The organism is Thiomicrospira sp. (assembly GCF_014859555.1).
Taxonomy (GTDB): Bacteria; Pseudomonadota; Gammaproteobacteria; order Thiomicrospirales; family Thiomicrospiraceae; genus Thiomicrospira.
The window spans coordinates 18255-45251 of record NZ_JACUTY010000003.1 but is presented as its reverse complement, the minus strand read 5'-3'; the positions used below and the strand labels follow the sequence as shown (position 1 = coordinate 45251).

General features: G+C 45.2%; 27 protein-coding genes. 21 read left to right on the top strand and 6 right to left on the bottom strand.

Features of this window, described 5'->3' with window-relative positions:
• Positions 1-18 precede the first annotated feature (18 nt).
• The 6 genes from pgi to rimI all read left to right on the top strand — a co-directional run bounded on the left by pgi (position 19) and on the right by rimI (position 6365).
• Complete coding sequence (pgi, locus tag IBX48_RS01110; protein WP_296829799.1) at positions 19-1659, top strand: glucose-6-phosphate isomerase; 1641 nt, start codon at positions 19-21, stop codon at positions 1657-1659.
• Positions 1656-2966, top strand: coding sequence for a UDP-glucose/GDP-mannose dehydrogenase family protein (locus IBX48_RS01105; protein ID WP_296829796.1), 1311 nt, complete (start codon positions 1656-1658; stop codon positions 2964-2966). Before pgi ends, IBX48_RS01105 begins: the two co-directional genes overlap by 4 nt.
• Positions 2967-3038: 72 nt before the next feature.
• Positions 3039-3779 carry a CDP-diacylglycerol--serine O-phosphatidyltransferase gene (gene pssA, locus IBX48_RS01100; RefSeq protein ID WP_296829793.1) on the top strand — a complete coding sequence of 247 codons (741 nt, stop codon included), beginning with the start codon at positions 3039-3041 and terminating at the stop codon, positions 3777-3779.
• Positions 3780-3817: 38 nt separating this feature from the next.
• Positions 3818-5368 (top strand): 2-isopropylmalate synthase, encoded by a 1551-nt coding sequence (locus IBX48_RS01095; RefSeq protein WP_296829790.1) that lies wholly within the window; start codon positions 3818-3820, stop codon positions 5366-5368.
• Between the two features lie 3 nt (positions 5369-5371).
• Positions 5372-5893, top strand: a complete 522-nt coding sequence (locus IBX48_RS01090) for a hypothetical protein (protein ID WP_296829787.1) — start codon at positions 5372-5374, stop codon at positions 5891-5893.
• A gap of 19 nt (positions 5894-5912) precedes the next feature.
• Complete coding sequence (rimI, locus tag IBX48_RS01085; protein ID WP_296829784.1) at positions 5913-6365, top strand: ribosomal protein S18-alanine N-acetyltransferase; 453 nt, start codon at positions 5913-5915, stop codon at positions 6363-6365.
• Positions 6366-6420: 55 nt separating this feature from the next.
• On the opposite strand, the gene IBX48_RS01080 is transcribed toward rimI, so the two are convergent.
• Positions 6421-7221 carry an inositol monophosphatase family protein gene (locus IBX48_RS01080; protein ID WP_296829781.1) on the bottom strand — a complete coding sequence of 267 codons (801 nt, stop codon included), beginning with the start codon at positions 7219-7221 and terminating at the stop codon, positions 6421-6423.
• Positions 7222-7342: 121 nt separating this feature from the next.
• Between IBX48_RS01080 and IBX48_RS01075 the strand changes: the two genes are divergently transcribed.
• The 12 genes from IBX48_RS01075 (at position 7343) to IBX48_RS01020 (ending at position 20609) form a co-directional block, all read left to right on the top strand.
• A complete protein-coding gene (locus tag IBX48_RS01075) occupies positions 7343-8101 on the top strand; it encodes an RNA methyltransferase (RefSeq protein WP_296829779.1) in 759 nt (252 codons plus the stop codon).
• Positions 8094-8897, top strand: coding sequence for a serine O-acetyltransferase (cysE, locus tag IBX48_RS01070; RefSeq protein ID WP_296829776.1), 804 nt, complete (start codon positions 8094-8096; stop codon positions 8895-8897). The genes IBX48_RS01075 and cysE overlap by 8 nt, the downstream gene beginning before the upstream one ends.
• Before the next feature lie 70 nt (positions 8898-8967).
• Positions 8968-9399 (top strand): Rrf2 family transcriptional regulator, encoded by a 432-nt coding sequence (locus IBX48_RS01065; RefSeq protein ID WP_296829773.1) that lies wholly within the window; start codon positions 8968-8970, stop codon positions 9397-9399.
• A gap of 31 nt (positions 9400-9430) precedes the next feature.
• Positions 9431-9757 (top strand): iron-sulfur cluster assembly protein IscA, encoded by a 327-nt coding sequence (gene iscA / locus IBX48_RS01060; protein WP_296829770.1) that lies wholly within the window; start codon positions 9431-9433, stop codon positions 9755-9757.
• Between the two features lie 145 nt (positions 9758-9902).
• On the top strand, positions 9903-10328 hold the full coding sequence (gene ndk, locus IBX48_RS01055) for a nucleoside-diphosphate kinase (RefSeq protein WP_296829767.1): 426 nt from the start codon (positions 9903-9905) through the stop codon (positions 10326-10328).
• A gap of 34 nt (positions 10329-10362) precedes the next feature.
• Positions 10363-11493, top strand: coding sequence for a 23S rRNA (adenine(2503)-C(2))-methyltransferase RlmN (gene rlmN / locus IBX48_RS01050; RefSeq protein ID WP_296829764.1), 1131 nt, complete (start codon positions 10363-10365; stop codon positions 11491-11493).
• A 29-nt stretch (positions 11494-11522) separates the two neighbouring features.
• Positions 11523-12011: a helix-turn-helix transcriptional regulator gene (locus IBX48_RS01045; protein WP_296829761.1), complete on the top strand. Its 489-nt coding sequence runs from the start codon at positions 11523-11525 to the stop codon at positions 12009-12011.
• 48 nt (positions 12012-12059) lie between these two features.
• On the top strand, positions 12060-13337 hold the full coding sequence (gene hisS, locus IBX48_RS01040) for a histidine--tRNA ligase (RefSeq protein WP_296829758.1): 1278 nt from the start codon (positions 12060-12062) through the stop codon (positions 13335-13337).
• Between the two features lie 3 nt (positions 13338-13340).
• Positions 13341-13982: a tetratricopeptide repeat protein gene (locus IBX48_RS01035; RefSeq protein ID WP_296829755.1), complete on the top strand. Its 642-nt coding sequence runs from the start codon at positions 13341-13343 to the stop codon at positions 13980-13982.
• The gene (bamB, locus tag IBX48_RS01030) at positions 13982-15223 is read left to right on the top strand and encodes an outer membrane protein assembly factor BamB (protein WP_296829752.1); all 1242 of its coding nucleotides are present in this window, start codon (positions 13982-13984) and stop codon (positions 15221-15223) included. Before IBX48_RS01035 ends, bamB begins: the two co-directional genes overlap by 1 nt.
• The gene (der, locus tag IBX48_RS01025; protein ID WP_296829749.1) at positions 15216-16649 is read left to right on the top strand and encodes a ribosome biogenesis GTPase Der; all 1434 of its coding nucleotides are present in this window, start codon (positions 15216-15218) and stop codon (positions 16647-16649) included. The genes bamB and der overlap by 8 nt, the downstream gene beginning before the upstream one ends.
• Positions 16650-16748: 99 nt before the next feature.
• On the top strand, positions 16749-20609 hold the full coding sequence (locus IBX48_RS01020; RefSeq protein WP_296829746.1) for a DUF3683 domain-containing protein: 3861 nt from the start codon (positions 16749-16751) through the stop codon (positions 20607-20609).
• 79 nt (positions 20610-20688) lie between these two features.
• Here IBX48_RS01020 and IBX48_RS01015 read toward each other — a convergent pair whose 3' ends face one another.
• Positions 20689-20985 (bottom strand): cytochrome c, encoded by a 297-nt coding sequence (locus tag IBX48_RS01015; RefSeq protein ID WP_296829743.1) that lies wholly within the window; start codon positions 20983-20985, stop codon positions 20689-20691.
• A gap of 120 nt (positions 20986-21105) precedes the next feature.
• A complete protein-coding gene (locus tag IBX48_RS01010; protein ID WP_296829740.1) occupies positions 21106-21411 on the bottom strand; it encodes a c-type cytochrome in 306 nt (101 codons plus the stop codon).
• A gap of 224 nt (positions 21412-21635) precedes the next feature.
• Between IBX48_RS01010 and IBX48_RS01005 the strand changes: the two genes are divergently transcribed.
• On the top strand, positions 21636-21809 hold the full coding sequence (locus IBX48_RS01005) for a hypothetical protein (RefSeq protein WP_296829737.1): 174 nt from the start codon (positions 21636-21638) through the stop codon (positions 21807-21809).
• A 37-nt stretch (positions 21810-21846) separates the two neighbouring features.
• On the opposite strand, the gene rsgA is transcribed toward IBX48_RS01005, so the two are convergent.
• The 3 genes from rsgA to IBX48_RS00990 form a co-directional block, all read right to left on the bottom strand.
• Complete coding sequence (gene rsgA / locus IBX48_RS01000; protein ID WP_296829734.1) at positions 21847-22833, bottom strand: ribosome small subunit-dependent GTPase A; 987 nt, start codon at positions 22831-22833, stop codon at positions 21847-21849.
• A gap of 65 nt (positions 22834-22898) precedes the next feature.
• Positions 22899-23240, bottom strand: a complete 342-nt coding sequence (locus IBX48_RS00995) for a 4a-hydroxytetrahydrobiopterin dehydratase (protein WP_296829731.1) — start codon at positions 23238-23240, stop codon at positions 22899-22901.
• Positions 23237-24493, bottom strand: a complete 1257-nt coding sequence (locus IBX48_RS00990) for a M48 family metallopeptidase (RefSeq protein ID WP_296829728.1) — start codon at positions 24491-24493, stop codon at positions 23237-23239. The genes IBX48_RS00995 and IBX48_RS00990 overlap by 4 nt, the downstream gene beginning before the upstream one ends.
• A gap of 80 nt (positions 24494-24573) precedes the next feature.
• Here IBX48_RS00990 and orn point away from each other — a divergent pair, with 80 nt between their 5' ends.
• Positions 24574-25116: an oligoribonuclease gene (gene orn, locus IBX48_RS00985; RefSeq protein ID WP_296829725.1), complete on the top strand. Its 543-nt coding sequence runs from the start codon at positions 24574-24576 to the stop codon at positions 25114-25116.
• Positions 25117-25298: 182 nt separating this feature from the next.
• Complete coding sequence (locus tag IBX48_RS00980; protein WP_296829722.1) at positions 25299-26996, top strand: acetolactate synthase 3 large subunit; 1698 nt, start codon at positions 25299-25301, stop codon at positions 26994-26996.
• Position 26997: the final 1 nt, after the last annotated feature.

Below are 26997 nucleotides of genomic sequence, written 5' to 3'. Positions count from 1 at the left end.
ACTAAAGAGGATCGAATTATGGCGGTGGACCAGTCGAAAGCATGGCAGAAGTTAGATGCGTTAGCAAAAAGCGGGGCGGCCGATAAACACTTAAAAACGTGGTTTGAACAAGACCCAAACCGAGCCCAACGTTACGCAATTGAGCTGGATGAGTTATTTTTGGATTATTCAAAAAACCGGATAGATGATGAAATTCTCACCGCTTTATTCGAGTTAGCCCAACAGCAAGCCTTGCCTGACTGGATTGATCGCTTAATAAGTGGTGAAGAGGTGAATGATACCGAGGGTCGTCCTGCGCTGCATACGGTGCTACGAGCCGGAACGGATGCCTCCATAAAAGGCTTTGCGGCTAGTGTGCAAGCGGATGTAAAAGATCAGTTTACGAAAATGACTGCGATTGTTAACAAGGTGCGTGCAGGTCATTGGCGTGGTTATAGCGGCAAACCGATTACGGATGTGGTTAATATTGGTGTAGGCGGCTCCGATCTGGGGCCTTTAATGGTCACGCAGGCGTTACAAACTCAAACTTCACCCATCAACTTGCATTTTATTTCGTCGATTGATGGTACCCAAACATCAAATTTATTGAAAGGCTTAAACCAAGAAACCACCTTGTTTGTGTTAGCTTCGAAATCTTTTACCACGATAGATACCCTGTCGAACGCGGAAACGGCCAAGGATTGGCTTGAAGAGCGTATTCCGAGCCTTAACACTATTATGGCGCAGCACTTTATTGGAGTGTCGACTAAGCCAGATATGATGTCTGAGTGGGGCATTCCGCCTGAAAACCAATTGTTATTTTGGGATTGGGTTGGTGGGCGCTACTCACTTTGGGCGAGTATTGGTTTCCCTATCGCTTTAAAAGTCGGCATGGACGGTTTTTTTGACATGTTGGCGGGCGCAAACTTGATGGATCAACACTTTGCCCAAGCGCCGCTGGAGCAAAATATCCCAGTCGTCATGGGATTGATTGATGTTTGGCACATTAATTTTTTAGGTATCCAAGCAAAAGCCATTTTGCCTTATGACGCTAGGCTTAGATATTTGCCCGCTTACTTGGAACAATTGGTCATGGAGAGCAATGGTAAATCTGTTAACCGACAGGGTGAGACGGTTAATTACAAAACCTGTCCGATTCTGTGGGGCGAAGTGGGTCCGAATGCGCAGCATGCGTTTTATCAATTGCTGCACCAAGGAACACAAGCGGTGATGTCGGACTTTATTGCGCCAGTTGAGCGTGATGATTTTGACCGTTATTCAGAAACCCACAAAAATGAATCTTTGCGATATCAACACCGTTTGGCGTTGGCTAACTGTTTTGCGCAGTCGCGTGTGTTAATGCTGGGTGATGCCGCCATACCCGACAACTTAAAGTCGAGTTTTGACTCGGCTTTTAAACATTATGCAGGTAATCAACCGTCCAATACCTTGTTGTTGAAGTCGATTTCAGCCAAAACCTTAGGTATGTTGGTGGCGCTTTATGAACATAAAACGTTTGTCGAATCCGTTATGTGGGAAATCAATCCATTTGACCAATGGGGTGTGGAGCTAGGTAAGTTGATTGCCAAAGACACCTATCAGGCAATGCTTGATGCCCAGCAAGCCGACCGGTTTGATGGTTCGACAGCACAGTTATTAAACAGGGTGAAGATGTCATGAAAATTTCAGTATTCGGATGTGAGCTAACCGGCTTGGTTACCGCTGGTGCGTTGGCGCATGCGGGGAACGATGTGATGGCTTTGCCCGTTGGTCAGGTAAAGGTTGAGGATTTGGTGGCTGGACGTTTGCCGCGAGAAGAACCAGGCCTGGATGCTTTGTTGGCTCAACAATATCAAGAAGGTCGGTTACAATTTGAAGCCGACTGGCAGGACGGGCTGGCGCATGCTGACGTATTAATTTTATCCACGCCATCTTGGCGTTTGGATCGAGCGGAAGCTTTAATTGAATTAATTGGTGAGACTGTTGAACGAGACGTGTTAGTGGTTAATCAGAGCACCTTTCCAGTTGGTACAGCAGATAGATTTGAACAGCGCTTGCTGGATGCTTTTGCGAAACGTAAGTTGGCTATAAATGTCGCTGTGGTTGCGATGCCTGATTTTATTAGTGAAGGTTCCGCGCTGGATAACTTTATGCGCCCAGACCGAATTGTTTTGGGTTGTCGGCAGCCAGGCAGTATCAAAATTATGCGCGATTTATTGCGCCCGTTTAACCGCATGACCGATCAGATTAAAGTGATGTCGACTCGCGCAGCGGAGTACACGAAATATGCGGTGAATGCGCTGTTGGCCACACGCATCAGTTTAGTGAATGAATTAGCGAATAATGCCGAACACTTTGATATTGATTTTGAAGAAGTACGCCAAGGTTTAGGCTCTGACAGTCGAATTGGCTTTAGTTATTTGTATCCCGGCTGTGGTTTTGGTGGACCGAGTTTTGCGGCCGATGTGCGTTCATTGGTCGGCGATTTGCAAACAAAGGGCTACGATGCCGATTTGCTTCGCACGGTTTTATCGAATAATGAAATCCAAAAAGAAGTCCTGTTCCGTAAGGCTTGGCGTTTTTTTGATACTGATCTGCGTGGTCTTAAAATTGGCGTATGGGGTTTGTCGTTTAAGCCCAACACGTCTACGGTTGAGAATGCCCCCAGTCTAAAAGCGTTAGAAGCCTTCGCGGCTCAAGGCGCTCAGATTAAAGCTTACGATCCAAAAGCTATGGAAGACTTTGCCGCCAGCTGGCAGGGGGCTCAGCCGATTGAACTGGTTGATACCATGTATGAAGCGATTGAAGGGGTGGATGCCTTGGTCATTTTGACCGAATGGAAGCTTTTTTGGAATCCGGATTATGCCGTGATGAAACAAAAGATGCGCCAACCAATTATTTTTGATGGGCGTAATATTTTTGACCCAGATATTATGAAACAACAAGGATTCCGCTATTTTGGCGTGGGTCGCGGCGAAGAGATTTAAGCCAAAGTCATTTTCAGTTGCTTTAAACCCATGTAGAATTAAATAAACTAAATTGAGCTAATAAGGATATAAATGAAACCACCATTTGAGCGCGGCATTTATTTGCTGCCGAATTTAATGACCACTTTGGCCTTGTTTGCTGGGTTTTATGCGGTGATTGCAGGCATGAACGGCGATTTTATGGCGGGGGCGATCGCGATATTTATTGCCATGGTGTTTGATGGATTAGATGGCCGTATTGCGCGTATGACCAACTCAAGCAGTGCATTTGGTGCGGAGTACGACAGTTTAGCCGACATGGTTTCGTTTGGTTTAGCGCCAGCCTTGCTCATGTATGTATGGGTGTTAAATGAATTTGGCAAACTCGGTTGGCTGGTGGCGTTTATCTTCACGGTGGGAGCGGCTTTGCGTTTGGCACGTTTTAATACCCAGGTCGGCGTGGCGGATCGACGTTATTTTCAAGGCTTACCTAGTCCAGCGGCGGCGGCTTTATTGGCGGGCTTGGTATGGATGGTCGAAAGTAATCAAATTGATACTGGACTCGAAGCCTGGGTGACCTTGGGCTTTACGTTAGCGGCCGGTTTATTGATGGTGAGCAATGTTCGCTTTAGTAGCTTTAAAGAGTTTAATTTAAAAGATAAAGTCCCGTTTGTAACCTTATTGTTAATTGTTTTAGTGTTTGTTGTCATTACATTAAAACCCTCGGTTATTTTATTTGGTCTTGCTTTTTTATACGTTATGTCGGGCCTAGTAATGACCTTGGTTCGACTGAAAAAGACACGTGCCCAGCGCCATCGCGCTAAAAGTGAATAACCCGTTTTTTAATGAATTTTGATTGAGACTGAATTGTAATGAAAGATCATTTGATAATTTTTGATACTACCTTGCGTGATGGTGAACAAAGCCCGGGCGCGTCCATGACGAAAGAAGAAAAAGTTCGCATTGCGAAACAGCTCGAAAAGTTGCGTGTGGATGTAATTGAGGCGGGTTTTCCAGCCGCCAGCCAAGGAGATTTTGAATCAGTTAAAGCGGTGGCGAGTGCGATTAAAGATAGCACCATTTGTGGTTTAGCGCGCGCGGTCGAAAATGACATTGCACGTGCGGGCGAAGCCATTAAGCCAGCCAACTCAGGACGTATCCATACGTTTATTGCGACCTCCCCAATTCACATGCAAATGAAGTTGCGCATGAGTCCGGACGAAGTGGTTGAGCGCGCGGTTTGGGCAGTTAAACAAGCGCGTAACTATACCGACAACGTTGAGTTTTCACCGGAAGATGCTGGGCGTTCTGAATTAGACTTTTTGTGTCGTGTGATTGAAGCGGTGATTAAGGCTGGCGCAACTACGATTAATATACCGGATACGGTGGGTTATAACGTGCCGGAACAGTTCGGCGCATTATTTAAAAATGTGATTGAACGCGTGCCAAACTCGGATAAAGCGATTTTTTCAGCGCATTGCCATAATGACTTGGGTTTAGCAGTAGCCAATTCATTGGCCGCCGTATCAAATGGGGCACGTCAGGTCGAATGCACCATTAATGGTTTGGGCGAGCGCGCAGGTAATACGGCCCTAGAAGAACTAGTGATGGCGGTGCGTACTCGTCAAGATCATTTTTCGGTGGATACGCGTATTCACACGCAAGAAATTTTAAATGCGTCACGTTTAGTGTCAAACATTACTGGCTTTACGGTGCAGCCCAATAAAGCGATTGTTGGTGCAAATGCCTTTGCGCATGAGTCCGGTATTCACCAAGACGGTGTATTAAAACATCGTGAAACCTATGAAATTATGCGAGCCGAGGATGTCGGCTGGGTAACCAATAAAATGGTGTTGGGTAAGCACTCGGGTCGTAATGCTTTCCGTACACGTTTATTAGAATTAGGTATCGAGTTTGAAACCGAAGAGCAATTAAATGATGCGTTTTTACGTTTTAAAGAGTTGGCGGATCGTAAACATGAAATTTACGATGAAGATTTACAGGCACTGGTAACCGATGCTAATAATGACCGGTTAGAAAACGAATCAATTCGTTTGATGGCGTTAAAAGTATCGAGTGAAATGGGTGAAGCGCCACAAGCCATCTTAACCTTATGGGTAAACGGTATTGAACACACCGCGCATGCGAAAGGCGGCGGTGTAGTCGATGCGACCTTTAAAGCCATTGAACAAATAGTGCATTCAGGCACCACGTTGGAGCTTTACTCTGTGAGTAATGTGACCAATGGCACCGACTCACTAGGCGAAACCACCGTGCGTTTGGAAAAAGGTGGGCGTATTCTAAATGGTCAAGGCTCGGACACGGATATTGTCACCGCCTCAGCGAAGGCTTATATCAATGCGTTAAATAAGTTTACGCTTGATGACAATAAAGCGCATCCGCAACGTGAAGAAACCATTTAAACGGTGTCTGAATCTAAAGTACATGCCGATGTTTGGACGGGTTTAGGCGTGACCGACTGGCAAGTTCGGCCAAGCTTTAATGCCTCACAAACTACAGCGCCCGGTTCTGTTAGCGAACCGGCTGAAGTGGCGGGTCAAAATCTCGCAGATCCGTTGCCAAGTTCCCTAACTCAACCCAACTGGGTGCTGATTGGCTCGGGTTTATCGAGTATTTGGCAACAAGCCGACCACCAGGCCTGGTGGTTATGGCAGTCTATTCTGACGTTTCACTTTGGCTCGGAAGAGGCTGTTGTTTTTTACGATACGGATGCTTTGCAGACTGAGCAAGCCATGTTTGATGTGGTTGAGCATTTAATCGAACTCGGCTGCGAGCAAGTGTTTAGTATGGAGCCAGATCACCAACTAAATGAAATGTTGGCCGAAGGCTTGCAAGTTATCCCGCTGCCAAGTTTTGAAATGATGCTTGAACAGCCCAATCTAAAGCGTGTATTTTATGAGCGCTTAATCCACCTTTCCCCAAACTAAAGCCGATCAGCCCCACCCTATGTTTAGCCACTTAAAACCCTTGGATGAATCCGATTTAGATTGGGTGATGCAAATTGAGCATCAAAATTACACTCATCCTTGGACCCGAGGCGGGTTTGAGCGCGCTTTACACCAAGGCTTGAATTATTTATTAATGGATGCGTCTGACGCCGCACTGGGTTATTGTTGTTTATTGCCGGTGTTGGATGAATTGCATTTATTAAATTTAAGCATTGCGGCCAATTGCCAAAATCAAGGCGTGGCAAAGCTAGCCTTACAGGCGATCTTTAGTCGGTTTGAAAATACCGAATATACAGTGGTGCTGTTAGAAGTGCGGCGTTCAAATAAGATCGCACGTAACTTGTATAAAACGATGGGTTTTGTCCAAGATGGGGTGCGAAAAAACTATTATCAATGTGATATTGATGGGCGTGAGGATGCGATTTTAATGTCGAAGCGTTTAGATAGCTAGGTGTAATAAACCACCAGGCCTGGTATTGGAAAGCACCAGGCCTGGTGGTAAGGCTTTATTTGCGTAATTCAGCCGGAATGGTTTCGGTTAGGGTTTTAGCCATGTCTTTCATCAGTTTTGGCGTACAAGCCAAAATATTACCGGATTCCAACATGTTGTCGTTGCCAGCAAAATCGGTACACATACCGCCAGCTTCTGTCACTAGTAAAATACCGGCGGCAATATCCCAAGGTTTCAGATTAAACTCCCAGTAACCATCCACACGCCCAGCGGCCACATAAGCCAAGTCTAACGCCGCCGAACCAGCGCGACGGATACCGGCCGTGTTAATCATGAAAGATTTAAAGCTGGCTAAATAGCTATCCACATAATTAAAATCATAATAAGGAAAACCGGTGGCCAGTAAAGCGTGCTTTAAGTGTTTTTGTTCAGTCACACGAATACGACGATTGTTTAAACGCGCACCGCCACCGCGGGTAGCATGGAACATTTCATCACGCACCGGATCGAATACCACGCCGTGAGTAAGTTTGCCTTTTTCCATTACCGCGATTGACACGGAAAACTGTGGGAACTGATGCAAAAAGTTAGTGGTGCCGTCGAGTGGGTCAATAATCCATTGCATATCCGCTTTAGGGTTTTGGCGACCACTTTCTTCGGCTAAAATTCCGTGCTCAGGGTAATACTTTTTAATGGTTTTGATAATGGCTTGTTCGGCCAAATTATCCACCTCACTGACGAAGTTATTTTTAGTTTTTTCTTCGATATTAAGACGGTCGATATTGTCGAGATTGCGAAGAATGATTTCGCCAGCTTCGCGTGCCGCGATCATGGCCACGTTCAAAATTGGGTGCATGTTGAGAGTTCCAGATTGTAAAAGAATGAGCAAACGCGTCGTTTACAAGACCCGAATATGAAAATGCAACAGGCCTAGTGTAAACTAGCTCGCTATTATAAACTAAAACGATGGAATCGACATGCCTGATAAATATGCGCCATTAGCTAATATTAAGATAGTCCTGGTTGAAACCTCACACCCAGGCAATATTGGCGGTGTAGCCCGGGCGATGAAGAATATGGGGTTAACACAATTAGCTCTGGTAAACCCGAACGATTATCCGAGTCATACGGCTTCATCACGTGCCTCGGGTGCGGGTGATATATTGGCGAATGCACAAGTGTTTGCAAGTTTGGACGAAGCTTTAGCGGATTGTTCTTTAGTGATTGGAGCCAGCGCGCGCTTTCGTAAAGTGGCTTGGCCGCAGTTGGATGTGCGTCAAACAGCCGCGTTAGCGCTCGAAAAATCAGCAAATAAAGTCGCGCTGGTATTTGGTCGTGAAGATTCGGGTTTGTCGAATGCAGAAATGGATCGATGTCATTATTTGGCCCACATTCCATCTAACCCTGAATACACCTCGTTAAATATTGCGGCCGCCGTGCAGGTGTTTGCTTATGAATGTCGAATGGCCTGCCAGCCAGTGATTGAGCAAGCGCAAGGTTATCGCCACGATGTCGCATCGAGTGAACAAATGGAAGGTTTTTACGGCCATTTGCACCAAGCCTTGCAAGATATTGAATTTTTGGATCCAGATAAAAATGCGCGTTTTATGCGACGCATGCGGCGTTTATTTAATCGCTCGCAGCTGGATGTAAAAGAAGTCGATATTTTGCGTGGTATTTTAACGGCTGCGCAACGTCAAGTGCAGTTGCGTGAGGAGAAGCAAAAACATGTTTGATCGAGTAAAACAAGACATAAAATGTGTATTTGAGCGAGACCCGGCCGCGCGAAACTTATGGGATGTATTGACTACTTACCCAGGTGTGCACGCGATTATTTGGTATCGTTTGGCGCATTTTTTATGGGGCAAAGGCTTAAAGTGGTTAGCGCGTTTTATCGCGACCACGGCACGTTGGTTTACCGGTGTTGAAATTCATCCGGCGGCCAAAATTGGCGAACGAGTGTTTATTGATCACGGTATGGGCGTGGTGATCGGTGAAACGGCTGAAATTGGCAATGATTGCACGCTCTATCATGGCGTGACCTTGGGCGGAACCAGTTGGAAGGAAGGTAAACGCCACCCTACGCTAGGCGAACGTGTTGTTGTGGGTGCGGGCGCCAAAATATTAGGCCCCATCCACATTGGAAACGATGCGCGTATTGGTTCGAATGCCGTGGTGGTCAAAGATGTACCAGAAGATAAGACTGTGGTCGGCATTCCCGGGCGTATCGTGCACAAAACCGATGATCAGCAACGCAAAAAACGTGAACAGATGGCTCAGAAGATTGGCTTTGATGCTTATGGCATTACGCAAGATGCCGATGATCCGGTCGAAAAAGCCATTTATAGTTTGCTCGATCATGTACAGGCGCAAGATGAACGTTTAGCTCAGCTAAGCTCAGAAATAGAACGTTTGGGTGGCGCGCGTGTCGATATGAAGTTACCTAACTTGGATGATGCGGTACTAGATCCGGATGATCCTGAGCAAGCCGCGCATTTAAATCGAGGCTCAAAAAATGAGTCAGCAGGTTAAATAGTTGAGTGTTCTAGTTGGTTATTATACAATTGGCATTACATTTATTTTAAAACTCGGATTTGTATAGATGAAACTTACTTCAAAAGGTCGCTATGCGGTAACGGCCATGATTGATATTGCCCTGAATCAAGACTCCGGGCCGATCACTTTGGCCTTAATTTCACAGCGCCAAGACATTTCCTTGTCTTATCTTGAGCAATTATTTGCTAAGTTAAAAAAATCCGGCTTGGTTAAGAGTGCACGTGGCCCAGGGGGTGGCTATCGACTAAGTCGAGAAGCGGGTGAAATTAGTATTAGCCATATTATTCACGCGGTAGACGAAAAGTTAGATGCACGCAAGTGTGAGGGACGAGCCAACTGTCAAAAGGGCAGTAAATGTTTGTCGCATGAGCTTTGGAATGATCTTAGTTGCATGATTGATGAGTTTTTAAGCGGGGTTTCGTTACAGACCTTGTTAGATAAAACCGCGTCAGATCATAAAATTACAGTGTCTTTATAGTTAGATAACCAGATAATTGTAAGGAGAAAATATGGGTGTTAGTCTTACACAGGCCGCAGCTCAGCGAGTCAAAACCATGCTTGAAAAACGTGGTAAAGGTATTGGTTTGCGTGTGGGCACCAAGGTAAGTGGTTGTGCCGGCTTTGCTTATGTCGTGGATTACGTCGACGAAGCGGCGCAAGATGACCAAGTGTTTGAAAATTTTGGGGTCGATGTTTATGTGGATGCCAAAAGTTTAAAGAATATAGAAGGTCTTGAAATCGACTATGTCAAAGAAAGTTTGTTAAACGAAGGTTTTGAATTCCGAAACCCAAACATTAAAGATGAATGCGGTTGTGGAGAATCCTTTACCGTTTAAGCCATATATTGGGTTGAAAAGTTTGTTTAAGAAACCCCTTTGATGGGGTTTCTTGCTTTTGGGCGCGACAATAAGCGATCAATTGTGCAAACCTTAGGTAGACTTGATAAAATAGGTTCCCTTTATGAAAGCCCAAGGAATACAAATGCTTGAACAAACCCTATCGATTATTAAGCCGGATGCTGTTCAAAAGAACCTAATTGGTGACATTATTCATCGATTTGAGTCTCAAGCATTGCGGGTGATCGCGGCTAAAATGATCCGAATGTCACCGGAACAAGCGGCCGGTTTTTATGCCGAACACCAAGGGCGTGAATTTTACGAGCCATTGGTGAGTTTTATGACATCCGGTCCATGTGTGGTTCAGGTTTTAGAAGGCGAAAATGCGATTGCTTTAAATCGTCAAATTATGGGTGCAACCGACCCAACCAAAGCCGCGCCAGGAACTATTCGAGCGGATCATGCAGAGTCGACGCGTGTCAACTGTGTGCATGGTTCTGATTCGCCAGAGAGTGCCGAACGCGAGATTGCGTATTTTTTTAGTGCAAACGACGTGTTCTCAGGTCGATAACACTTGCACCTATTGAGCTAAGGTTAGGAAAAGCATGACACAGGCGACAGAAAAAACAGATTTGCTGGGTATGGATAGAGCGGCGTTAGAAGCCTTTTTTGCTCAGCTGGGTGAAAAACCTTTTCGTGCCGTCCAAATCATGAAATGGATTCATCAGATGGGGGTGAGTGACTTTGATGATATGACCAATGTCAGTAAGGCTTTGCGCGAGAAGTTAAAGCAAGTCGCGCAGATTCGCACCCCAAAAATTATCGCCGAGCAGCGCTCGAGTGATGGCACTATTAAATGGGTGCTGGAAATGGATAACCACAACTGCATTGAAACCGTGTTTATTCCAGAAGCCGATCGTGGCACCTTATGTATTTCTTCGCAAGTGGGCTGTGCTTTGGAGTGTTCTTTTTGTTCAACCGCTCAGCAGGGCTTTAATCGTAATTTAGAGAGTTGGGAAATCATTGCTCAAATGTGGGTGGCGAATAAAGCGATGGGTGCCACGCCGCGCGATGAACGTGTGGTGAGCAATGTTGTTTTCATGGGAATGGGCGAACCGTTATTAAATGTCACGCATGTATTTCCAGTCGCGCGTATTTTGATGGATGATAATGCTTATGGCTTGTCAAAACGCCGCGTTACCATTAGCACGGCCGGCGTTGTGCCAGCTATCGACAAGTTGCGAGAAGAGGTGGATGCGAGTTTGGCGATTTCACTACATGCACCCAATAATGCCTTGCGTGACCAATTAGTTCCGGTGAATAAAAAATATCCACTTGAAGTCTTGATGCCAGCCTTGTTTCGTTATGTAGAGGGTGGTAATTCCAAAAAGCATATTACCATTGAATATGTGATGTTAGATGGTGTGAACGATCGGCTTGAGCATGCAGATGAGTTGGTTGAATTGTTAGGTGATCTAGCGTCCAAAATTAATCTGATTCCATTTAATCCCTTCCCAAATACAGACTATAAGCGTTCATCCAACAACGCCGTGCATCGTTTTCAGGATCGATTAAAACAAGCTGGGTTAAACTGTACCGTACGTAAAACCCGCGGCGAAGATATTGATGCGGCTTGTGGGCAATTAGCGGGTAAAGTAAAGGATCGAACGAAGCGGACACTTCATCGTGTAGAGTTGACGGATTTGACGACGCGTTCTCAGCCAAATCAAGTTTGAGGATTGTTTGTTTCCAAGAGGATAATGTCATGCAGAACCAAGAGATATCAGCCGAATCATCGTTTGCGCAAGTTTTGCGTAATAAACGTTTGGAAAAGAAACTTAGCCTAAAACAGGTGTCTGACAGCTTAAAACTGCCGCCTGATCGGTTAGAAGAGCTTGAACAGAAGACCTCTCTGGAAAGTTTAGATCCGTTTGAACGGGGTCATTTGCGAAACTATGCGGCGTTATTGGATGTTGATTTAAGCCCTTTTATATTGAGTAAAAGTGCTGACCAAAACTACAGCTCAAAACTTAAGCCAGTTCAGCAAAAAGGCTTAAATGTTAAGGCACCGGAAAATAGCCGTCGAGTCTATTGGGCGGTTGTTTGGGTTGTTGTGTTGGTTGCGGGATACTTTTTGGTTACAGGGTTGCTCGATTCCAACATCGTAGAGAATGTGGGCATCCCGTCTATGAATTCGGAGTCACTCATGCTCGAACCCCGTGTGATTGAAAATCAGAATGTTGAAACGGACTGAGCTGTGGCTTCGCAGACGAATTAAATAAAACCCTAGGAATAAAATTCTATGACGAAACAAATTGCGGCCATTCGCGGCATGAATGATATTTATGGTCAGCAAGCCATGGCGTTTCAACAAGTTTTGCAAGCCGCAGAGCAGACTTTGCATCAGTATGGATACCAGCCCGTTCGCTTGCCACTGGTTGAGAAAACCGAGTTGTTTGCGCGCTCTATTGGTGAAGTAACCGATATAGTTGAAAAAGAAATGTATACCTTTGCTGATCGTAATGGCGACAGTTTATCGTTGCGCCCAGAAGGCACGGCGGGCTGCGTGCGAGCCATGATCGAAAACGGTTTAACACACAATCAAATTCAAAAACTCTATTACTCAGGGCCGATGTTTCGTCACGAACGTCCGCAAAAAGGCCGTTACCGCCAGTTCCACCAAATTGGGGTTGAAGTGTTTGGTTTAGACGGACCGGATATTGATGTTGAATTAATCGCACTCAGCGCCCGTTTGTGGGAACAGCTAGGGTTGACAGGGTTAGAGTTGCAAATTAACTCGCTCGGCAGCCAGCAAGCCCGTGCGGCTTATCGTGATGATTTAGTGGCTTATTTGCAAAGTCGTGAATCTGAACTAGACGAAGACAGTTTGCGCCGATTAAATACCAATCCACTGCGTGTGTTGGATACCAAGAATCCAGCGATGCAGGATGTGGTGGCAAAAGCACCGAAACTAATGGACGCTTTAGATGCCGAGTCAAAAAAGCATTTTGAACAACTGTGTGTCCAGTTAGATGACTTAGGTTTGGATTATGTGATTAACCCAAACCTAGTGCGCGGTTTGGATTACTATAATCGCAGCGTATTTGAGTGGGTAACTAATGATTTGGGTGCGCAAGGTACGGTTTGTGCCGGTGGACGTTATGATGGCTTGGTTGAACAAATTGGTGGCAAGCCGACACCTGCTGTGGGATTTGCGTTAGGAATCGAGCGCTTAATGGCGTTGATTATTGATCAACAAAATCCAGCCTCGGGCATCCCCGCCGATGTGTATGTCGTATTAGCCGGTGATCAAGCTTTACGACCAGGCCTGGTGTTGGCCGAAATGTTACGTGATGCCTTGCCAGGTTTGAGTATTCAAATGCATTGTGGCGGGGGCAGCTTTAAAAGTCAGCTTAAGAAAGCCGATAAGTCGGGTGCGACCTATGCGGTTATTTTGGGTGATAATGAAGTCAGTCAACAAGTGGCTATGGTCAAACCATTAAGAGAACAGTCCGAACAACAGTCGCTGGCTTGGGATCAGCTGGCGACATTTTTTTCACAACATATGCAGGAAAGGTAAGTTATGAGTCGTTATGATACCGAGCAGGAACAAATGGACGCTATTAAAGCTTGGTGGGCTAAGTATGGCACGTTGATTTTAAGTGGTGTGCTAATAGTGGCGATCGCCTTTGCTGGCTGGCGTTATTGGCAGTCTTATAGCTATACCCAGTCGGCAAATGCCTCCGCCACCTTTGAGGTGTTAGAGTTGAGCCATCAAAATGCTATGTTTGGTGAAGTATCACGTGAAGCACGTCGTTTAATGCAAGATCAGCCAAACAGTCCATATGCGGGCGCGGCGGCGATGATGTTAGCGCAATTCCACTGGGATAAAGCTGAATCAGAAGAGGCGTTGGAGGCATTGCAATGGGTGGTAGATGCGAAGCAGCCTAGTGATATGAAGGCGGCCGCTCAGTTAAGAATGGCACGTATACATATAGAACTATCGCAGTTGGATGAAGCGCAAAACATATTAGATGGCTTTGCGGCACAGACATGGGTTGGTGCTCAACAAGCAAACGTGGATTATGTGAGTGCGTTATTAGCTCAGGCTCAACAAAATTTTGCTCAAGCTCAGGCCGCCTTTAAACGCGTGGTTGACAATGAGGAAGCTCAAGCCGATTTGCGAAATATTGCACGCTTACAAATGGATGATTTGGCGCAATAATGAAAACTTCTTTTTTAGTCGCAGGCTTATTTATAAGTGCCGTTTTATTACAGGCTTGCAGTTCAACTTCACAAACGGTTCGGATACCCACGCCATTAACAGATGGCGTTGAAACACGCGCTATGAGCCTGCAGTGGCAAGTTTCGGTGGATAAATTGGCCGAAGCGGATGGTCGCAGTTTGGCATTAACGAGTGATGGTCAACGCTTGTATGTGGCCTCCAGCTCAGGTTTGCTGACGGCGCTTTGGAAGCAGAATCAATCGCGTTATACCGATCAGGTCATTTGGCAAACCAACTATGAAGCGGCGGTAATTGCGGGACCGGTGTTAGCCGATGAAAAACTATTAGTGGGTTCGGCAAAAGGTGATGTATTGGCCTTGTCGCCCGATAATGGTCAAGTTATTTGGCAAGCGCGCCTAAATAGTGAAGTGATCAGTACACCGGTGGTTGAAGGCCATCGTGTATTTGTGCGCACTAATGATGGCCGGGTGGTTGCACTTAATGTGTCAACGGGTGAAGTCATTTGGGTAGCGGATCATCAGATGCCCAGCTTGTTTATTCGAGGTGCCGCGCCGGTATTGGTCGAGGGTGACAAGGTGTATGTTGGACGAGAATCAGGCTTTGTTGAAGCCCTGTCGATTAACACGGGTGAAACCATTTGGGACGCGCGTATCGCGACCCCGTCTGGCCGTACCGACTTAGAAAGAATGGTGGATATCCAGTCATCTTTGGTTTTGCACAATGGGCGTTTAATTGTGTTGAGTTACAACGGTCGTATGGCGGCGTTGAATCCTAACAATGGCAATATTTCTTGGGCTAAAGATATTTCGGGCTACCGTGATTTTACGGTGATTGATAATGTCATTTATTTGGTTGATGAAGAAGACATATTGCGCGCATTAGACCCGGTTACCGGTACCGAATTTTGGAATCAAGCGGCTTTAAAATACCGCTTGTTAGGTGATGTAAGGGTTGATTTAAATAACCCAACATCAAAACCAGCCATATTCTTAAGCGATGGTTTAGGATATTTGCATTGGTTAGATCCAAAGGATGGGCACATTATGGCGCGTTATAAACACGCCAATCATTTAAAAGACGGTGAGACTATTCTACAAATTCATCAAGATAAACAACATTATTATGTGTTAGATAGTGATGGTGGCGTAACGGCTTATCAACATCGAAGCGCACCGACCACCAGGCCTGGTGGTGTTAATTCGAGTGTAAACCATGAGTAAACCGATTGTGGCCCTAGTGGGGCGACCCAATGTAGGTAAATCTACCCTATTTAACCGTTTGACTAAAACCCGCGACGCCATTGTGGCCGACTATCCGGGTTTAACCCGTGACCGTCAATATGGCACGGGTCGAGTGGGTGAACATGACTATATTGTGGTCGATACCGGCGGACTGAGTGGTGAAGGCCTTGGGATTGATCCTTTAATGGCATCTCAAGTTCAGCAAGCACTGGAAGAAGCTCATGCGATTTTCTTTATTACCGATGGCCGAGCCGGGTTAACCCCCGCAGATGAATCGATTGCGAACTTTATTAGGAGTTTTGGTAAACCAGTACAGTTGCTGGTAAATAAAACCGAAGGCTGTAACCTAGAAGTCTTAACCGCTGAGTTTTATGGCATGGGGTTAGGCGAGCCAATTGGGATTTCATCCGCTCATGGTGATAACGTAGCCGAAGCGGTGGATGATTTAATTGAACGTTTACCGAATGAACTATTAAGTGACGATGTTGGTTTGGACGAACACCCGGGCATTCGAGTCGCGGTAATCGGTCGCCCAAATGTAGGCAAGTCCACCCTAATCAACCGAATGCTAGGTGAAGACCGTGTAGTGGCGTTTGATATGCCCGGTACCACACGCGATAGTATTTATGTGCCGTTTGAACGTGACGGACAAGCTTATACCCTGATTGATACAGCGGGAGTGCGTCGTCGAAAAAATGTATTCGAAAAAATTGAAAAGTTCAGTATTTTAAAAGCCATCGAAGCCATGCAGGATGCGCATGTGGTGGTGATGTTAATGGACGGTTCCGAAGGCATTACCGATCAAGATTTAACCTTGTTAGGTTTGGCGATAGAGTCTGGACGCGGCTTGGTTCTAGCGGTAAATAAATGGGATAACTTAGACCAAGATCAACGCAAAAAAATCCGCCACGAGTTGGATTATCGTTTGCAGTTTGTCGAATATGCTAAAACGCATCTCATTTCGGCTTTGCATGGCACCGGTGTGGGCGATTTATTCAAAACAATTAAACAGGTTTACCATGCGGCCACACATAAAGTGCCGACATCGGACTTAAATCGAGTGCTGGAACAAGCCATACTGGATCATCAACCACCGTTAGTAGGCGGGCGTCGTTTAAAAATGCGTTATGCTCACTTAGGTGGCTTAAACCCACCGCGTGTCATTATCCATGGTAATAAATTGGACAAGGTTCCCACACCTTATAAGCGTTATTTAGAAAATGTATTTCGAAAAGCGTTTAAATGGGAAGGCACACCGGTTATTGTAGAGTTCAGAGTGGGTGAAAACCCATTTGATGAGAACAAAGATCTATTAACGCCAAAACAAAAAGATCGAAAACGCCGAATTAAAACATTCGCAGAGTCGAAAAAAGCTCGAAATAAGCCAAGACAGCGTTCAAACTAATGGTTTAACCCTATTTAATTAGCAGGCCTGGTGGTTTATCAGGTCATATAATTTTCCCTTGATGTTATTAACTTTCAATCCTAAGGTGGCAGTGCAAAAATGACAGCGACAAAACGCATTCGCGAGATTCCTTACAATTACACTTCTTTTTCAGATCGAGAAATCGTTTTACGTTTTTTAGGTGAAGCGAGTTGGCAGACGATCGAACAGTTGCGTGAAACTCGTAATACAGGGCGTTCTGCGCAAATGTTGTTTGAAGTGTTGGGGGATATGTGGGTGGTGTCACGCAACCCATATATTCAGGACGACTTGTTGGAAAACCCCAAACGTCGAAGTGCTTTAATTAATGCTTTGCATCATCGTTTAGCTCAGGTTGAAGCCCGCTTAAATAATAATAAGGTAGCTGAGTCGTTACTCAATTCTGTGCGTAAGGCCGTAGCTGATTTTGAAGCCTGGTTTCCGCAACAAGTGGCCCTGCGCCAAAAAGTTAGTAAACGACTAAAGAAAATCACACGTGCGGATAATGCAAACTTTGGTGGTTTGTCTAGGGTAGCGCATGCAACCGATGCGACTGACTGGCGGGTTGAGTTGCCATTGGTGGTGATTTGCCCGGATACCGAGCAGGAAGTCGCAGATATTGTGGCAGCCTGTATTGAACTTGGTCTAGTGATTATTCCACGTGGTGGTGGCACAGGTTATACAGGTGGCGCGATTCCTTTGCATGCCAATACGGCGGTTATTAACACTGAGAAACTTGAATTCCTCAGTATGGTTGAGCCAATTGAGCTGCCGGGGGTGGGCGTTAAAGTACCTACCGTGCGTACTGGTGCTGGGGTCGTGACTAAGCGCGTAACCGAATTGGCAGAACGCAATGATTTAGTGTTTGCGGTTGATCCGACTTCGCATGATGCTTCCACCATTGGCGGTAATATTTCGATGAATGCTGGCGGCAAAAAAGCCGTGTTGTGGGGCACTACGCTGGATAATTTAGCTTCGTGGAAAATGGTAATGCCGGATGCCACCTGGTTAGAAGTGGTACGTGTTAATCACAATCTAGGAAAGCTCCAAGATCAAGCGATGGTCACATTTGAAATCCACCGTTATCAACGCGATGGCGTTACGCCGGTGGGGGAGGTTGAAACCCTAAATATACCGGGTACGGCCTTCCGCCAAGCCGGTTTAGGTAAGGATGTTACCGATAAGTTCCTGAGTGGTTTGCCTGGCGTGCAAAAAGAAGGTTGTGATGGCTTAATTACCTCGGCACGTTTTATTTTGCATCGTATGCCAGAACACATTCGTACTGTATGTTTAGAGTTTTTCGGCACCGATTTAAGTTTAGCCGTACCTGCGATTGTTGAAATCACCGACTTTATAGAAAGCAAAAAAGCTCAAGGTATTTTGCTGGCTGGTTTAGAACATTTGGACGAACGTTATGTAAGAGCGGTTAAATACAACACTAAAGCCAAACGTCGTGAATTGCCTAAAATGATTTTGATCGGCGATATTGCTGGCGAAAACGGCTTTGAAGTTGCAAAAACTTGTCAAGAAATTGTTGAGTTAGCGAATAAACGTAATGCCGAAGGTTTTGTGGCGGTGAGTGCTGATGCGCGTAAACGTTTCTGGGCAGATCGTTCACGTACCGCTGCGATTTCAGCACACACCAATGCTTTTAAAGTCAACGAAGACGTGGTGATTCCATTGCCACGTTTAAATGAATATAACGAAGGCATTGAACGCATTAACATCGAAATGTCGATTCAAAATAAAATTGATATTTTAGATAGCTTAAGTGCCTATTTCTCAAGCGATATTCCCGAATATACTCTCGAAGACGACTTTGAAGACAGCCAAGGCGGGCCAGCCGAATACTTTAATTCGAAAGTGCAGGCGACGCTTCTGCATTTAGAGAAAGTGAAGCTTCGCTGGACTACCTTGTTAAGCTCGTTAGATCAGCCGGCCGCCAATTTAGTCGATTTTCTAGATGAAAGTGCGCGTACTCAAATACGTGATAATGATACTTTGGTTAAGCTGATTCTACGCCGAGACTTGGTAATTTCATACCGTCAAGAAGTGTTGGGTTTTTTGCAGCAAACCTTTATGGGCCATGACTTTGAAGCGGTTATGGTGCGTTTAAAAGAGTTGCATTTTGAATTACGTAACGCACGATTGTTTGTGGCATTACACATGCACGCTGGCGATGGCAATATCCACACCAATATACCGGTGCATTCTAATAACTATCAGATGATTCAGTTGGCGGATCTCGTGGTTAAACGTGTGATGAAATTAGCAACCGATTTAGGCGGCGTAATTTCAGGTGAGCATGGTATCGGCTTAACCAAAATTGAGTTTTTATCGCCGGAAAAAATTCAGGCTTTTGTGGACTACAAAAATAAAGTTGATCCGAATGGTCACTTTAACAAAGGCAAACTGATGCCGGGTTCTGGCTTGCATAATGCCTATACGCCGTCCTTGTCATTAGTGAAGCAGGAAGCCTTGATTTTAGAGGCCAGTGAGCTTGATCAGCTCAATAATGATATTAAAGATTGTTTGCGTTGCGGCAAGTGTAAACCCGTGTGTCAAACCCATATTCCACGCGCAAACCTACTTTATTCACCGCGGGATAAAATTTTAGCTACCGGCCAAGTCATCGAAGCATTTTTATACGAAGAGCAAACCCGACGTGGCATTTCACTGCATCATTTTGATGCGATGAACGATGTCGCGGATCACTGCACCACCTGTCATAAATGTGAAGCGCCTTGTCCGGTTGATATCGATTTTGGTGATGTCTCGATACGCATGCGCAAAATCTTAACCGATATGGGGCAAAAACAAATCAGTATTGGTACCAAAGCAGCGCTATTCTACTTAAATACCGGACAACCAGGCCTAGTGAAGTTTTTGCGCACCACCTTATTAGGTTGGGGCGCTGTCAGTCAACGTGTTGGTCATCGTTTAGCCAAATGGACTGGAATACTTGGGCGCAAAGGTCAGTTGCCGGCCAGTTCTACAGGTCAAACCCCTGTGATTCAGCAGGTGGTTCATTTTGTGCGTAAGCCGTTGGATATAGGTCCTAATCAGCCTACTATGCGTGCCTTGTTGTCACTTGAAGATCGTACGGTTGTGCCGATTTTGCGCGATCCGGTTAAAACCACAGAAGAAACCGAAGCCGTGTTTTATTTCCCAGGCTGTGGTTCAGAGCGTTTATTCAGTGACATCAGTATGGCGACCTTAACCATGCTGTATGAAACCGGTGTTCAGACTATTCTTCCACCAGGGTATTTGTGTTGTGGTTACCCACAAACGGCGGCCGGTCAAGCGGCGAAAGGCGCACAAATAACGACTGAAAACCGAGCTTTGTTCCATCGTGTCGCCAATACGCTCAATTATTTGGATATTAAAACCGTGTTGGTTTCATGTGGTACCTGTATGGATCAATTGTTAAAGTATGAGTTTGAACAAATTTTCCCGGGTTGTCGATTATTAGATATCCACGAATACCTAATGGAAAAAGGGGTCAAAATGCAGGGGGTCGAAGGGGTGCAATATATGTATCACGAGCCTTGCCATGATCCAATGAAAAAATACGATTCGGCTAAGGTAGCCAGCACGTTAACTGGAATGGATGTGCCTTTAAATGACCGTTGTTGCAGTGAGGCGGGTACGCTGGCGACGGCACGTCCCGATATTGCAAACCAATTACGCTTCCGCAAGGAAGCCGAGTTAAAGCAAGGTATTAAAGAATTAACGGGTTCGGAGAAAGCGGTGAATGGCAACGTGAAGTTATTAACTTCATGCCCAGCTTGTCAACAGGGCTTAAACCGTTACCAAGATGAAACCGGCCTAAAAACCGATTATATTGTGGTAGAAATGGTGAATAACCTGCTTGGCAAAAGCTGGAAAAAAGACTTTATTTCGAAGCTGGAAAATGAAGGGATTGAGCGCGTATTGTTGTAAGATTCGCGCGCTTAATTTAAGCTACAAAAAAGCCGCTATTTTAAACTAGCGGCTTTTTTGTAGCTCGTTACGTAACTATTTATTTAGGCGTTTGTTTTGAGTAGAACTCAGCTAACGCTTTAATTTCTTCATTTGTTAGATCACGAGCAAAGGGAGCCATCATAGAATTGCGACGTAAACCTTCACGATAATCTTTTAGGGCTTTTTCTAGGTAGGCTGCGTGTTGACCGGCAATTTTAGGGAAGTTGGGTGCTAAGCTATTACCATCAGCGCCATGACATGCGACACAGGTATTGCTTTTAGCTGGCGGTTCCATTGCAATAGCGCCCATGCTGATTAAGCTTAAAGCGAACGCGGTGATGATTCCTTTTTTCATGCTCATTTTCTCCAAGTTTGAACTCATATTAACAGGAATAACTGTGGTTTATTATAACCAAATCAGTCATATAAATAAAAAAACCGCCCGTAGGCGGTTTTTTTATCAAGCACTATAAAATTATAGACCTGACATATAAGCTGCTAGGTTTTCGATGTCAGCGTCAGACAAACCAGCGGCCATAGGCTGCATCATTGCAGACATAGGGCCAACGCTTTCGCCAGCACGGTACTTTTTAAGGAGGCCAGCTAATTCACCAGCATCACGACCTTTAACAGACGGCCCTACACCACCTTCACCACCTGCACCGTGACAACCCATGCAGGTTGAGTAGGCTGCTTGACCAGCTCTTACGTCAGCTGCTTGAGCAACCATACCAAAAGACATTAAACCTACTGCCGCAGCAGCTAAAATTGCTTTACTCATTATGCACTCTCCTAAAGTACTAAATAAAAATTTCAGGGTTAACCCTTAGCGCTAATTAGAAACTAAAAGCAAGCTTGAGTCAAGCTAATGCAGGGCTTGACGCGACTATAAGCAATTAATGTTATTAGTTAATTTTATGGGTGTGTATAAAGAGTTAATAAAAAACACTTAGATTAAAACAGCGCTTATTGGGTTAGAATGTTTTTTCACAAAAGGGAGGTTGCATGGTTTTGATTAAACTTTGGCTGATTACGATATTAGCCACAATTGTTAGCTGGTATGCATTAAAACTGGTGAACAATCCTAAGCCGTTAGGTTGGGTGTTTTTATTTTGGTTGGGTGTTGTCGGGGTGTCGTCGATACTGCTGTATTTAATTTCCGTGTTTTTAGTCGCCTAATTTTTGCTAGTGCATTGATATATTTTATGGCGAAATATTAATATTTTATTTCGTTTTGTTTAAATTCTTGTAATAAACGCTGAAAGCTTTGATAACGACTGTAGGCAATTTTATCCTGCTCAACAGCTTGTTTGATAGCACAATCTGGTTCGATGTCATGGGTGCAATTATGAAATTTACACTGGCCTAGAAAAGGCTCAAAATCGGTATAGTAACCCTCTAGTTCAGTAAGTGAGCAAGGGCTTGGGCTGAATTGACGAACCCCTGGAGAGTCAATGATGTCGCCACCTTTGGGTAGGTGGTAAAGAATACTGTTGGTTGTCGTGTGTACACCTAACCCAGTCGCGGCCGATAACGCGCTGGTACGGATGTCTAAGTCTGGAATTAACGCGTTAATTAAAGAGGATTTGCCCGCCCCGGAAGGCCCAACTAACACACTAGTTTGTTGGTCTAAAAAAGCTTCTAAATCTTCAAGGCCATCTTCAAGTTGGCTGGAAACCGGAATCAGTTCAATGCCCATTTCTTCGTAAGGTATTAATAATTCTGCGACGGCTTCCCAAGCTTCATCATCTTGAATCAGATCAATTTTATTAATGATGATCGCAACCGGAATGTTTAATTGCGCGGCCGCCACCAGGTAGCGGTCGATCATGTCTGGATGAATGCCGGGTTCGATTGGTGTGACAATGCCAATCACATCAATATTGGCGGCGACCATGCGAGTTTGGCCTCGGAAGCCTGGACGAGACAACTCACTGTGACGAGCAAGCACTTCACTCACCACACCAGTGCCTGCTTCGATGTCCGGTTGCCACCTCACGCGATCACCTGCGACGAGTTTGCCAAGATGTTGACGCACGGCGCAGTTAACGAGCTCACCCTGCTCCGTTTCTACCAGTAAACGTTTACCAAAGTTGGTGACCACCAGGCCTGGTCGTATCGAGCTTTCGGTGGGTAACGAATCCGCTTGGCGTTTTTGTTGAACACGGCGTTGTTGTTGATCGCTAAGTTTGCGTTTGCTCATAACATTTCCTAGGTTCACCACCGATACACAAGCGAATCGAAAACCTCGTGCTTCAGGGGGAATGCTTAATCCAATAAAGCGTTAATTTTGGCGGCCATAATCATATCATTTTGGCTTAGACCTTTTATGTTATGAGTTTTAAGTGTGATGGTGCATTCGTTATATCCAAAGCAAATAGTCGGGTGGTGATCTTCTTTGTGAGCCACCCAAGTAACCGCATTCACAAACGCGACGGTTTGATGGTAGTTTTTAAAACGGAAGGTTTTATGGATCGATGCATAATCCAGGGTTACATCCCAACCGGGAAGCATATTCAGGTAACTTTCAATCGTCGGAATCACTAAACCTTTTTGGCCTTTTGGTATGTCTTCACATTTTTGTTCTAATAAATTTGGGAGTTCACTCATTGGTTTTCTCCTTTTAAGGTGTTTAAATGGTCGATGCGAATTTTAGCGGGTGGATGGCTGTCGTGGTAAGCCGAGAAGCTTGGGTCCGGTGTTAAAGTGCTCGCATTATCACGGTAAAGCTTTAATAGTGCACTGATTAAATGTTGCGCGCCAACATGCTGAGCGGCAAACGCATCGGCTTCAAATTCATGTTTGCGGCTTTTAAACGCCATAATTGGCCCTAACAAAAAGAACATGACGGGTACGGCGGTAACGAATAATAACAAGGCCGCTGCCGGTGATGCGCTTTCAATCCCGAGCCCGCTATAGAAAGCCGGCAACTGAACCAGCCAGCCCAATAAAGCTAAACCGATTAAGCTGATTGCCGCGCCTTCAATTAAACGTTTAGTAATGTGGCCGTGCTTAAAGTGGCCGAGTTCATGTGCCAGTACAGCTTCGACTTCATCGACCGTGAGTTTTTCCAGTAGGGTGTCAAAAAACACGATGCGTTTGTTTTTGCCCATGCCCGTAAAATAAGCATTGCCATGGCCGGAACGTGATGAGCCATCCATCACAAAAATACCATTCGATTCAAATCCGGTGCGTTCCAATAAGGCTTCAATGCGTTGTTTCATTTCACCCTCTTCAAGCGGGGTGAACTTATTAAACAACGGCGCAATCCATTTAGGATAAGCCCACAATAAAGTTAAATTAAACCCCATCCAAATTAGCCAGGTATATAACCACCAGGCCTGGTCGATATAGCTGTTCATAATACTGACAATTGCCCAAAGCAAAGGCAGGCCTAAAATAAACATCAGCCCCCACTGTTTCAGGAGGTCGCTGATAAATTTAGCCGGTGTGGTTTTGTTAAAGCCAAACTGGGCTTCAATTTTAAAAGTGCTGATAATAGCAAAAGGCAGGTGAAGTAGGGCTAAAAACCAAAAGGTCGAGAGTAGAAAACCAACATCTTGCCATATAGGTACAAGCTCTAAGTTTTGCCAAATGCGATAAATGTCTTGAAACCCGCCGCCGAGGGTCATGATTAAAATTACGGCCGCATCAAAGAACAAAACAAGACGGCTTAATTGAAGTTTAGCCCGTGAATAATCGGCGGCTTTTTGATGCGCCTCTAAGTTGACCACTTCGCTAAACTCTTGAGGTACTTGCTCGCGATGACGAAGAATGTGGAACTGGTTTTTAACGTTTAACCAAAGTTCGATCAACAAGTTGCTGGCCAGACTAAGAATAAACAAGACACTGATGAAATTCATACAAACACCTTTAAACTCGTTTTCATTATGGGGTTGGCGGGTTAATATAGTGGGCTATTGTAAGTTAAAAGGCAGAGTTTATGAAATCGGATAACAATTTGATTTGGATTGATCTTGAGATGACTGGATTAGAGCCACGTGAGCACAAAATTATCGAGATCGCGACCCTGGTCACCGACTCGGATTTAAATGTGCTGGCTGAAGGCCCGGTTATGGCGATTAACGTGGGCGATACCGAGCTAGCGAAGATGGATAGTTGGTGTGTTGATCATCACGGTCGTTCGGGTTTAACCCAACGGGTAAAAGATTCCAATGTTTCAGCGCGTGATGCCGAACTAAAAACCATTGAGTTTTTAGCCCAGTTTGTATCAAAAGGTGTGTCGCCTATGTGTGGCAACAGCATTTGTCAGGATCGACGTTTTTTAGTCGAAGAAATGCCCGAATTAGAAGCCTATTTTCATTATCGGAACCTAGATGTGAGTACATTAAAAGAGCTGTCGAAGCGCTGGGCGCCAGATGTGTATGCTTCACATAAAAAACAAGGCGCACATTTGGCGATGGCCGATATCCTTGAGTCAATTGATGAGTTAAAACATTATCGCGAATATTTGTTTAAAAAATAATAACCTAGTAAACTAGTCAGAAATGAGTGCCCTTGCTCATTATTCAAAATAAAATCAAGCATTTTGAGTTCTCAAGGCGCTTGGTTTTCTATATAATTAGAATCTTTTTTCGATTTTATGAACTAAGCAGACGGTTACTTTGTAACCATTTTGGTCTGTTTAACAATTGGAGGGCCATTATTGTGGAACTAACTGGTGCCCAAATCCTAATCCATTTTTTGGAGGATGAGGGGGTAGAGCATATTTGGGGTTATCCGGGTGGCGCAGCTTTGCCTATCTATGATGCCTTGGACACGGACGCTAAAGAATTGAAGCATATTCTTGTGCGTCACGAACAAGCCGCGGTACACGCAGCGGATGGTTATGCACGCTCTACAGGTAAGCCAGGTGTGGTGCTCGTAACGTCGGGACCTGGAGCCACCAATACTGTTACTGGTATTGCAACGGCACACATGGATTCGACCCCCCTCATCGTTATTACTGGACAGGTAGCCACCGATATGATCGGTTTGGACGCCTTTCAAGAAGTCGATACGGTTGGGATTACGCGCCCCATTGTGAAACACAATTTCTTGGTCAAGGATGTGAATGATCTTGCGATGACGCTCAAAAAAGCGTTTTATATCGCAACAACGGGCCGACCTGGCCCAGTTGTTATTGACATACCTAAAGATGTCCAAAACGCCACAAGCACCTATGAATATCCACAAGAAGTTGAGTTACGCTCCTACTTACCTGTTGTAAAAGGGCATACTGGACAAATTAAAAAAGCCGTGGAAATGATGCTCAGCGCTGAGCGGCCCATTTTTTATACCGGTGGTGGCGTGATCATGGGTGAAGGCTCAGAAGAGCTGGTGAAACTTGTGAAGTCGTTGGGTTATCCAATCACACAAACTTTGATGGGTTTAGGTGCCTTTCCGGCGGATGACAAACAAAACATTGGCATGCTTGGGATGCACGGTACTTACGAGGCCAACTTAGCGATGCATCATTGTGATGTATTGATTGCGATTGGTTCACGTTTTGATGACCGTGTAACTGGCAATATCGCCAAGTTCTGCCCGACCGCCAAAATTATCCATGTGGATATTGATCCGGCATCTATCTCAAAAAACGTGGTGGTGGACATTCCGATTGTGGGACCGGTTCAACAGGTCGTGCAAGAAATGAATACGCAACTGGCGAAGCTAAACAAAAAGCCAGACGCTGTGGCCTTGCAGGCCTGGTGGTCGCAAATAGATGAATGGCGGAATGTGGATTGTCTTAAATACGACACCACAGGCAGTAAAATTAAGCCTCAGGCGGCGGTTCAAGCGGTTTGGGAAGTCACCAAAGGCGATGCTTATGTCACCGCGGATGTGGGGCAACACCAAATGTTTGCGGCGCAATATTATACGTTTAACAAACCACGTCGTTGGATTAACTCCGGCGGACTCGGCACCATGGGCTTTGGTTTGCCTGCAGCGATGGGTGTGCAGATGGCTTATCCGGATGCGACCGTACTTTGTATTACGGGTGAAGGTTCAATTCAAATGAACATCCAAGAACTTTCGACCTGCATGCAATACGGTTTACCGATCAAAGTGGTGTGCTTAAACAATGGTTTCTTAGGTATGGTTCGCCAATGGCAAGAGTTTTTCTACGACCGTCGTTATTCGATGTCTTATATGGATTCCTTGCCAAATTTCGTCAAATTGGCTGAAGCTTATGGCCACGTTGGCGTGCGTATTGACGATCCTAAGACCATGAAAAAGCAGTTAGAAGAAGCGTTTGCTTTAAAAGATCGTTTTGTGTTTATCGACATTATTACCGATCAGCAAGAAAACGTATATCCCATGATCCCGGCCGGTGCGGGACAAAACGAAATGATTTTGGTGTAAC

Excerpts from the sequence above, each read along its gene's own strand:
- hisS (WP_296829758.1), top strand. The coding sequence starts at position 12,060 with ATGACGAAACAAATTGCGGCCATTCGCGGCATGAATGATATTTATGGT.
- IBX48_RS00995 (WP_296829731.1), bottom strand. The coding sequence starts at position 23,240 with ATGAGTGAACTCCCAAATTTATTAGAACAAAAATGTGAAGACATACCA.
- cysE (WP_296829776.1), top strand. The coding sequence starts at position 8,094 with ATGTTTGATCGAGTAAAACAAGACATAAAATGTGTATTTGAGCGAGAC.
- rlmN (WP_296829764.1), top strand. The coding sequence starts at position 10,363 with ATGACACAGGCGACAGAAAAAACAGATTTGCTGGGTATGGATAGAGCG.
- der (WP_296829749.1), top strand. The coding sequence starts at position 15,216 with ATGAGTAAACCGATTGTGGCCCTAGTGGGGCGACCCAATGTAGGTAAA.
- orn (WP_296829725.1), top strand. The coding sequence starts at position 24,574 with ATGAAATCGGATAACAATTTGATTTGGATTGATCTTGAGATGACTGGA.
- pssA (WP_296829793.1), top strand. The coding sequence starts at position 3,039 with ATGAAACCACCATTTGAGCGCGGCATTTATTTGCTGCCGAATTTAATG.
- IBX48_RS01075 (WP_296829779.1), top strand. The coding sequence starts at position 7,343 with ATGCCTGATAAATATGCGCCATTAGCTAATATTAAGATAGTCCTGGTT.
- iscA (WP_296829770.1), top strand. The coding sequence starts at position 9,431 with ATGGGTGTTAGTCTTACACAGGCCGCAGCTCAGCGAGTCAAAACCATG.
- IBX48_RS01105 (WP_296829796.1), top strand. The coding sequence starts at position 1,656 with ATGAAAATTTCAGTATTCGGATGTGAGCTAACCGGCTTGGTTACCGCT.
- IBX48_RS01045 (WP_296829761.1), top strand. The coding sequence starts at position 11,523 with ATGCAGAACCAAGAGATATCAGCCGAATCATCGTTTGCGCAAGTTTTG.
- IBX48_RS01035 (WP_296829755.1), top strand. The coding sequence starts at position 13,341 with ATGAGTCGTTATGATACCGAGCAGGAACAAATGGACGCTATTAAAGCT.
- bamB (WP_296829752.1), top strand. The coding sequence starts at position 13,982 with ATGAAAACTTCTTTTTTAGTCGCAGGCTTATTTATAAGTGCCGTTTTA.
- pgi (WP_296829799.1), top strand. The coding sequence starts at position 19 with ATGGCGGTGGACCAGTCGAAAGCATGGCAGAAGTTAGATGCGTTAGCA.
- IBX48_RS01010 (WP_296829740.1), bottom strand. The coding sequence starts at position 21,411 with ATGAGTAAAGCAATTTTAGCTGCTGCGGCAGTAGGTTTAATGTCTTTT.
- ndk (WP_296829767.1), top strand. The coding sequence starts at position 9,903 with ATGCTTGAACAAACCCTATCGATTATTAAGCCGGATGCTGTTCAAAAG.
- IBX48_RS01015 (WP_296829743.1), bottom strand. The coding sequence starts at position 20,985 with ATGAAAAAAGGAATCATCACCGCGTTCGCTTTAAGCTTAATCAGCATG.
- rsgA (WP_296829734.1), bottom strand. The coding sequence starts at position 22,833 with ATGAGCAAACGCAAACTTAGCGATCAACAACAACGCCGTGTTCAACAA.
- IBX48_RS01065 (WP_296829773.1), top strand. The coding sequence starts at position 8,968 with ATGAAACTTACTTCAAAAGGTCGCTATGCGGTAACGGCCATGATTGAT.
- IBX48_RS00990 (WP_296829728.1), bottom strand. The coding sequence starts at position 24,493 with ATGAATTTCATCAGTGTCTTGTTTATTCTTAGTCTGGCCAGCAACTTG.
- IBX48_RS01020 (WP_296829746.1), top strand. The coding sequence starts at position 16,749 with ATGACAGCGACAAAACGCATTCGCGAGATTCCTTACAATTACACTTCT.
- IBX48_RS01005 (WP_296829737.1), top strand. The coding sequence starts at position 21,636 with ATGGTTTTGATTAAACTTTGGCTGATTACGATATTAGCCACAATTGTT.
- rimI (WP_296829784.1), top strand. The coding sequence starts at position 5,913 with ATGTTTAGCCACTTAAAACCCTTGGATGAATCCGATTTAGATTGGGTG.
- IBX48_RS01080 (WP_296829781.1), bottom strand. The coding sequence starts at position 7,221 with ATGCACCCAATTTTGAACGTGGCCATGATCGCGGCACGCGAAGCTGGC.
- IBX48_RS01095 (WP_296829790.1), top strand. The coding sequence starts at position 3,818 with ATGAAAGATCATTTGATAATTTTTGATACTACCTTGCGTGATGGTGAA.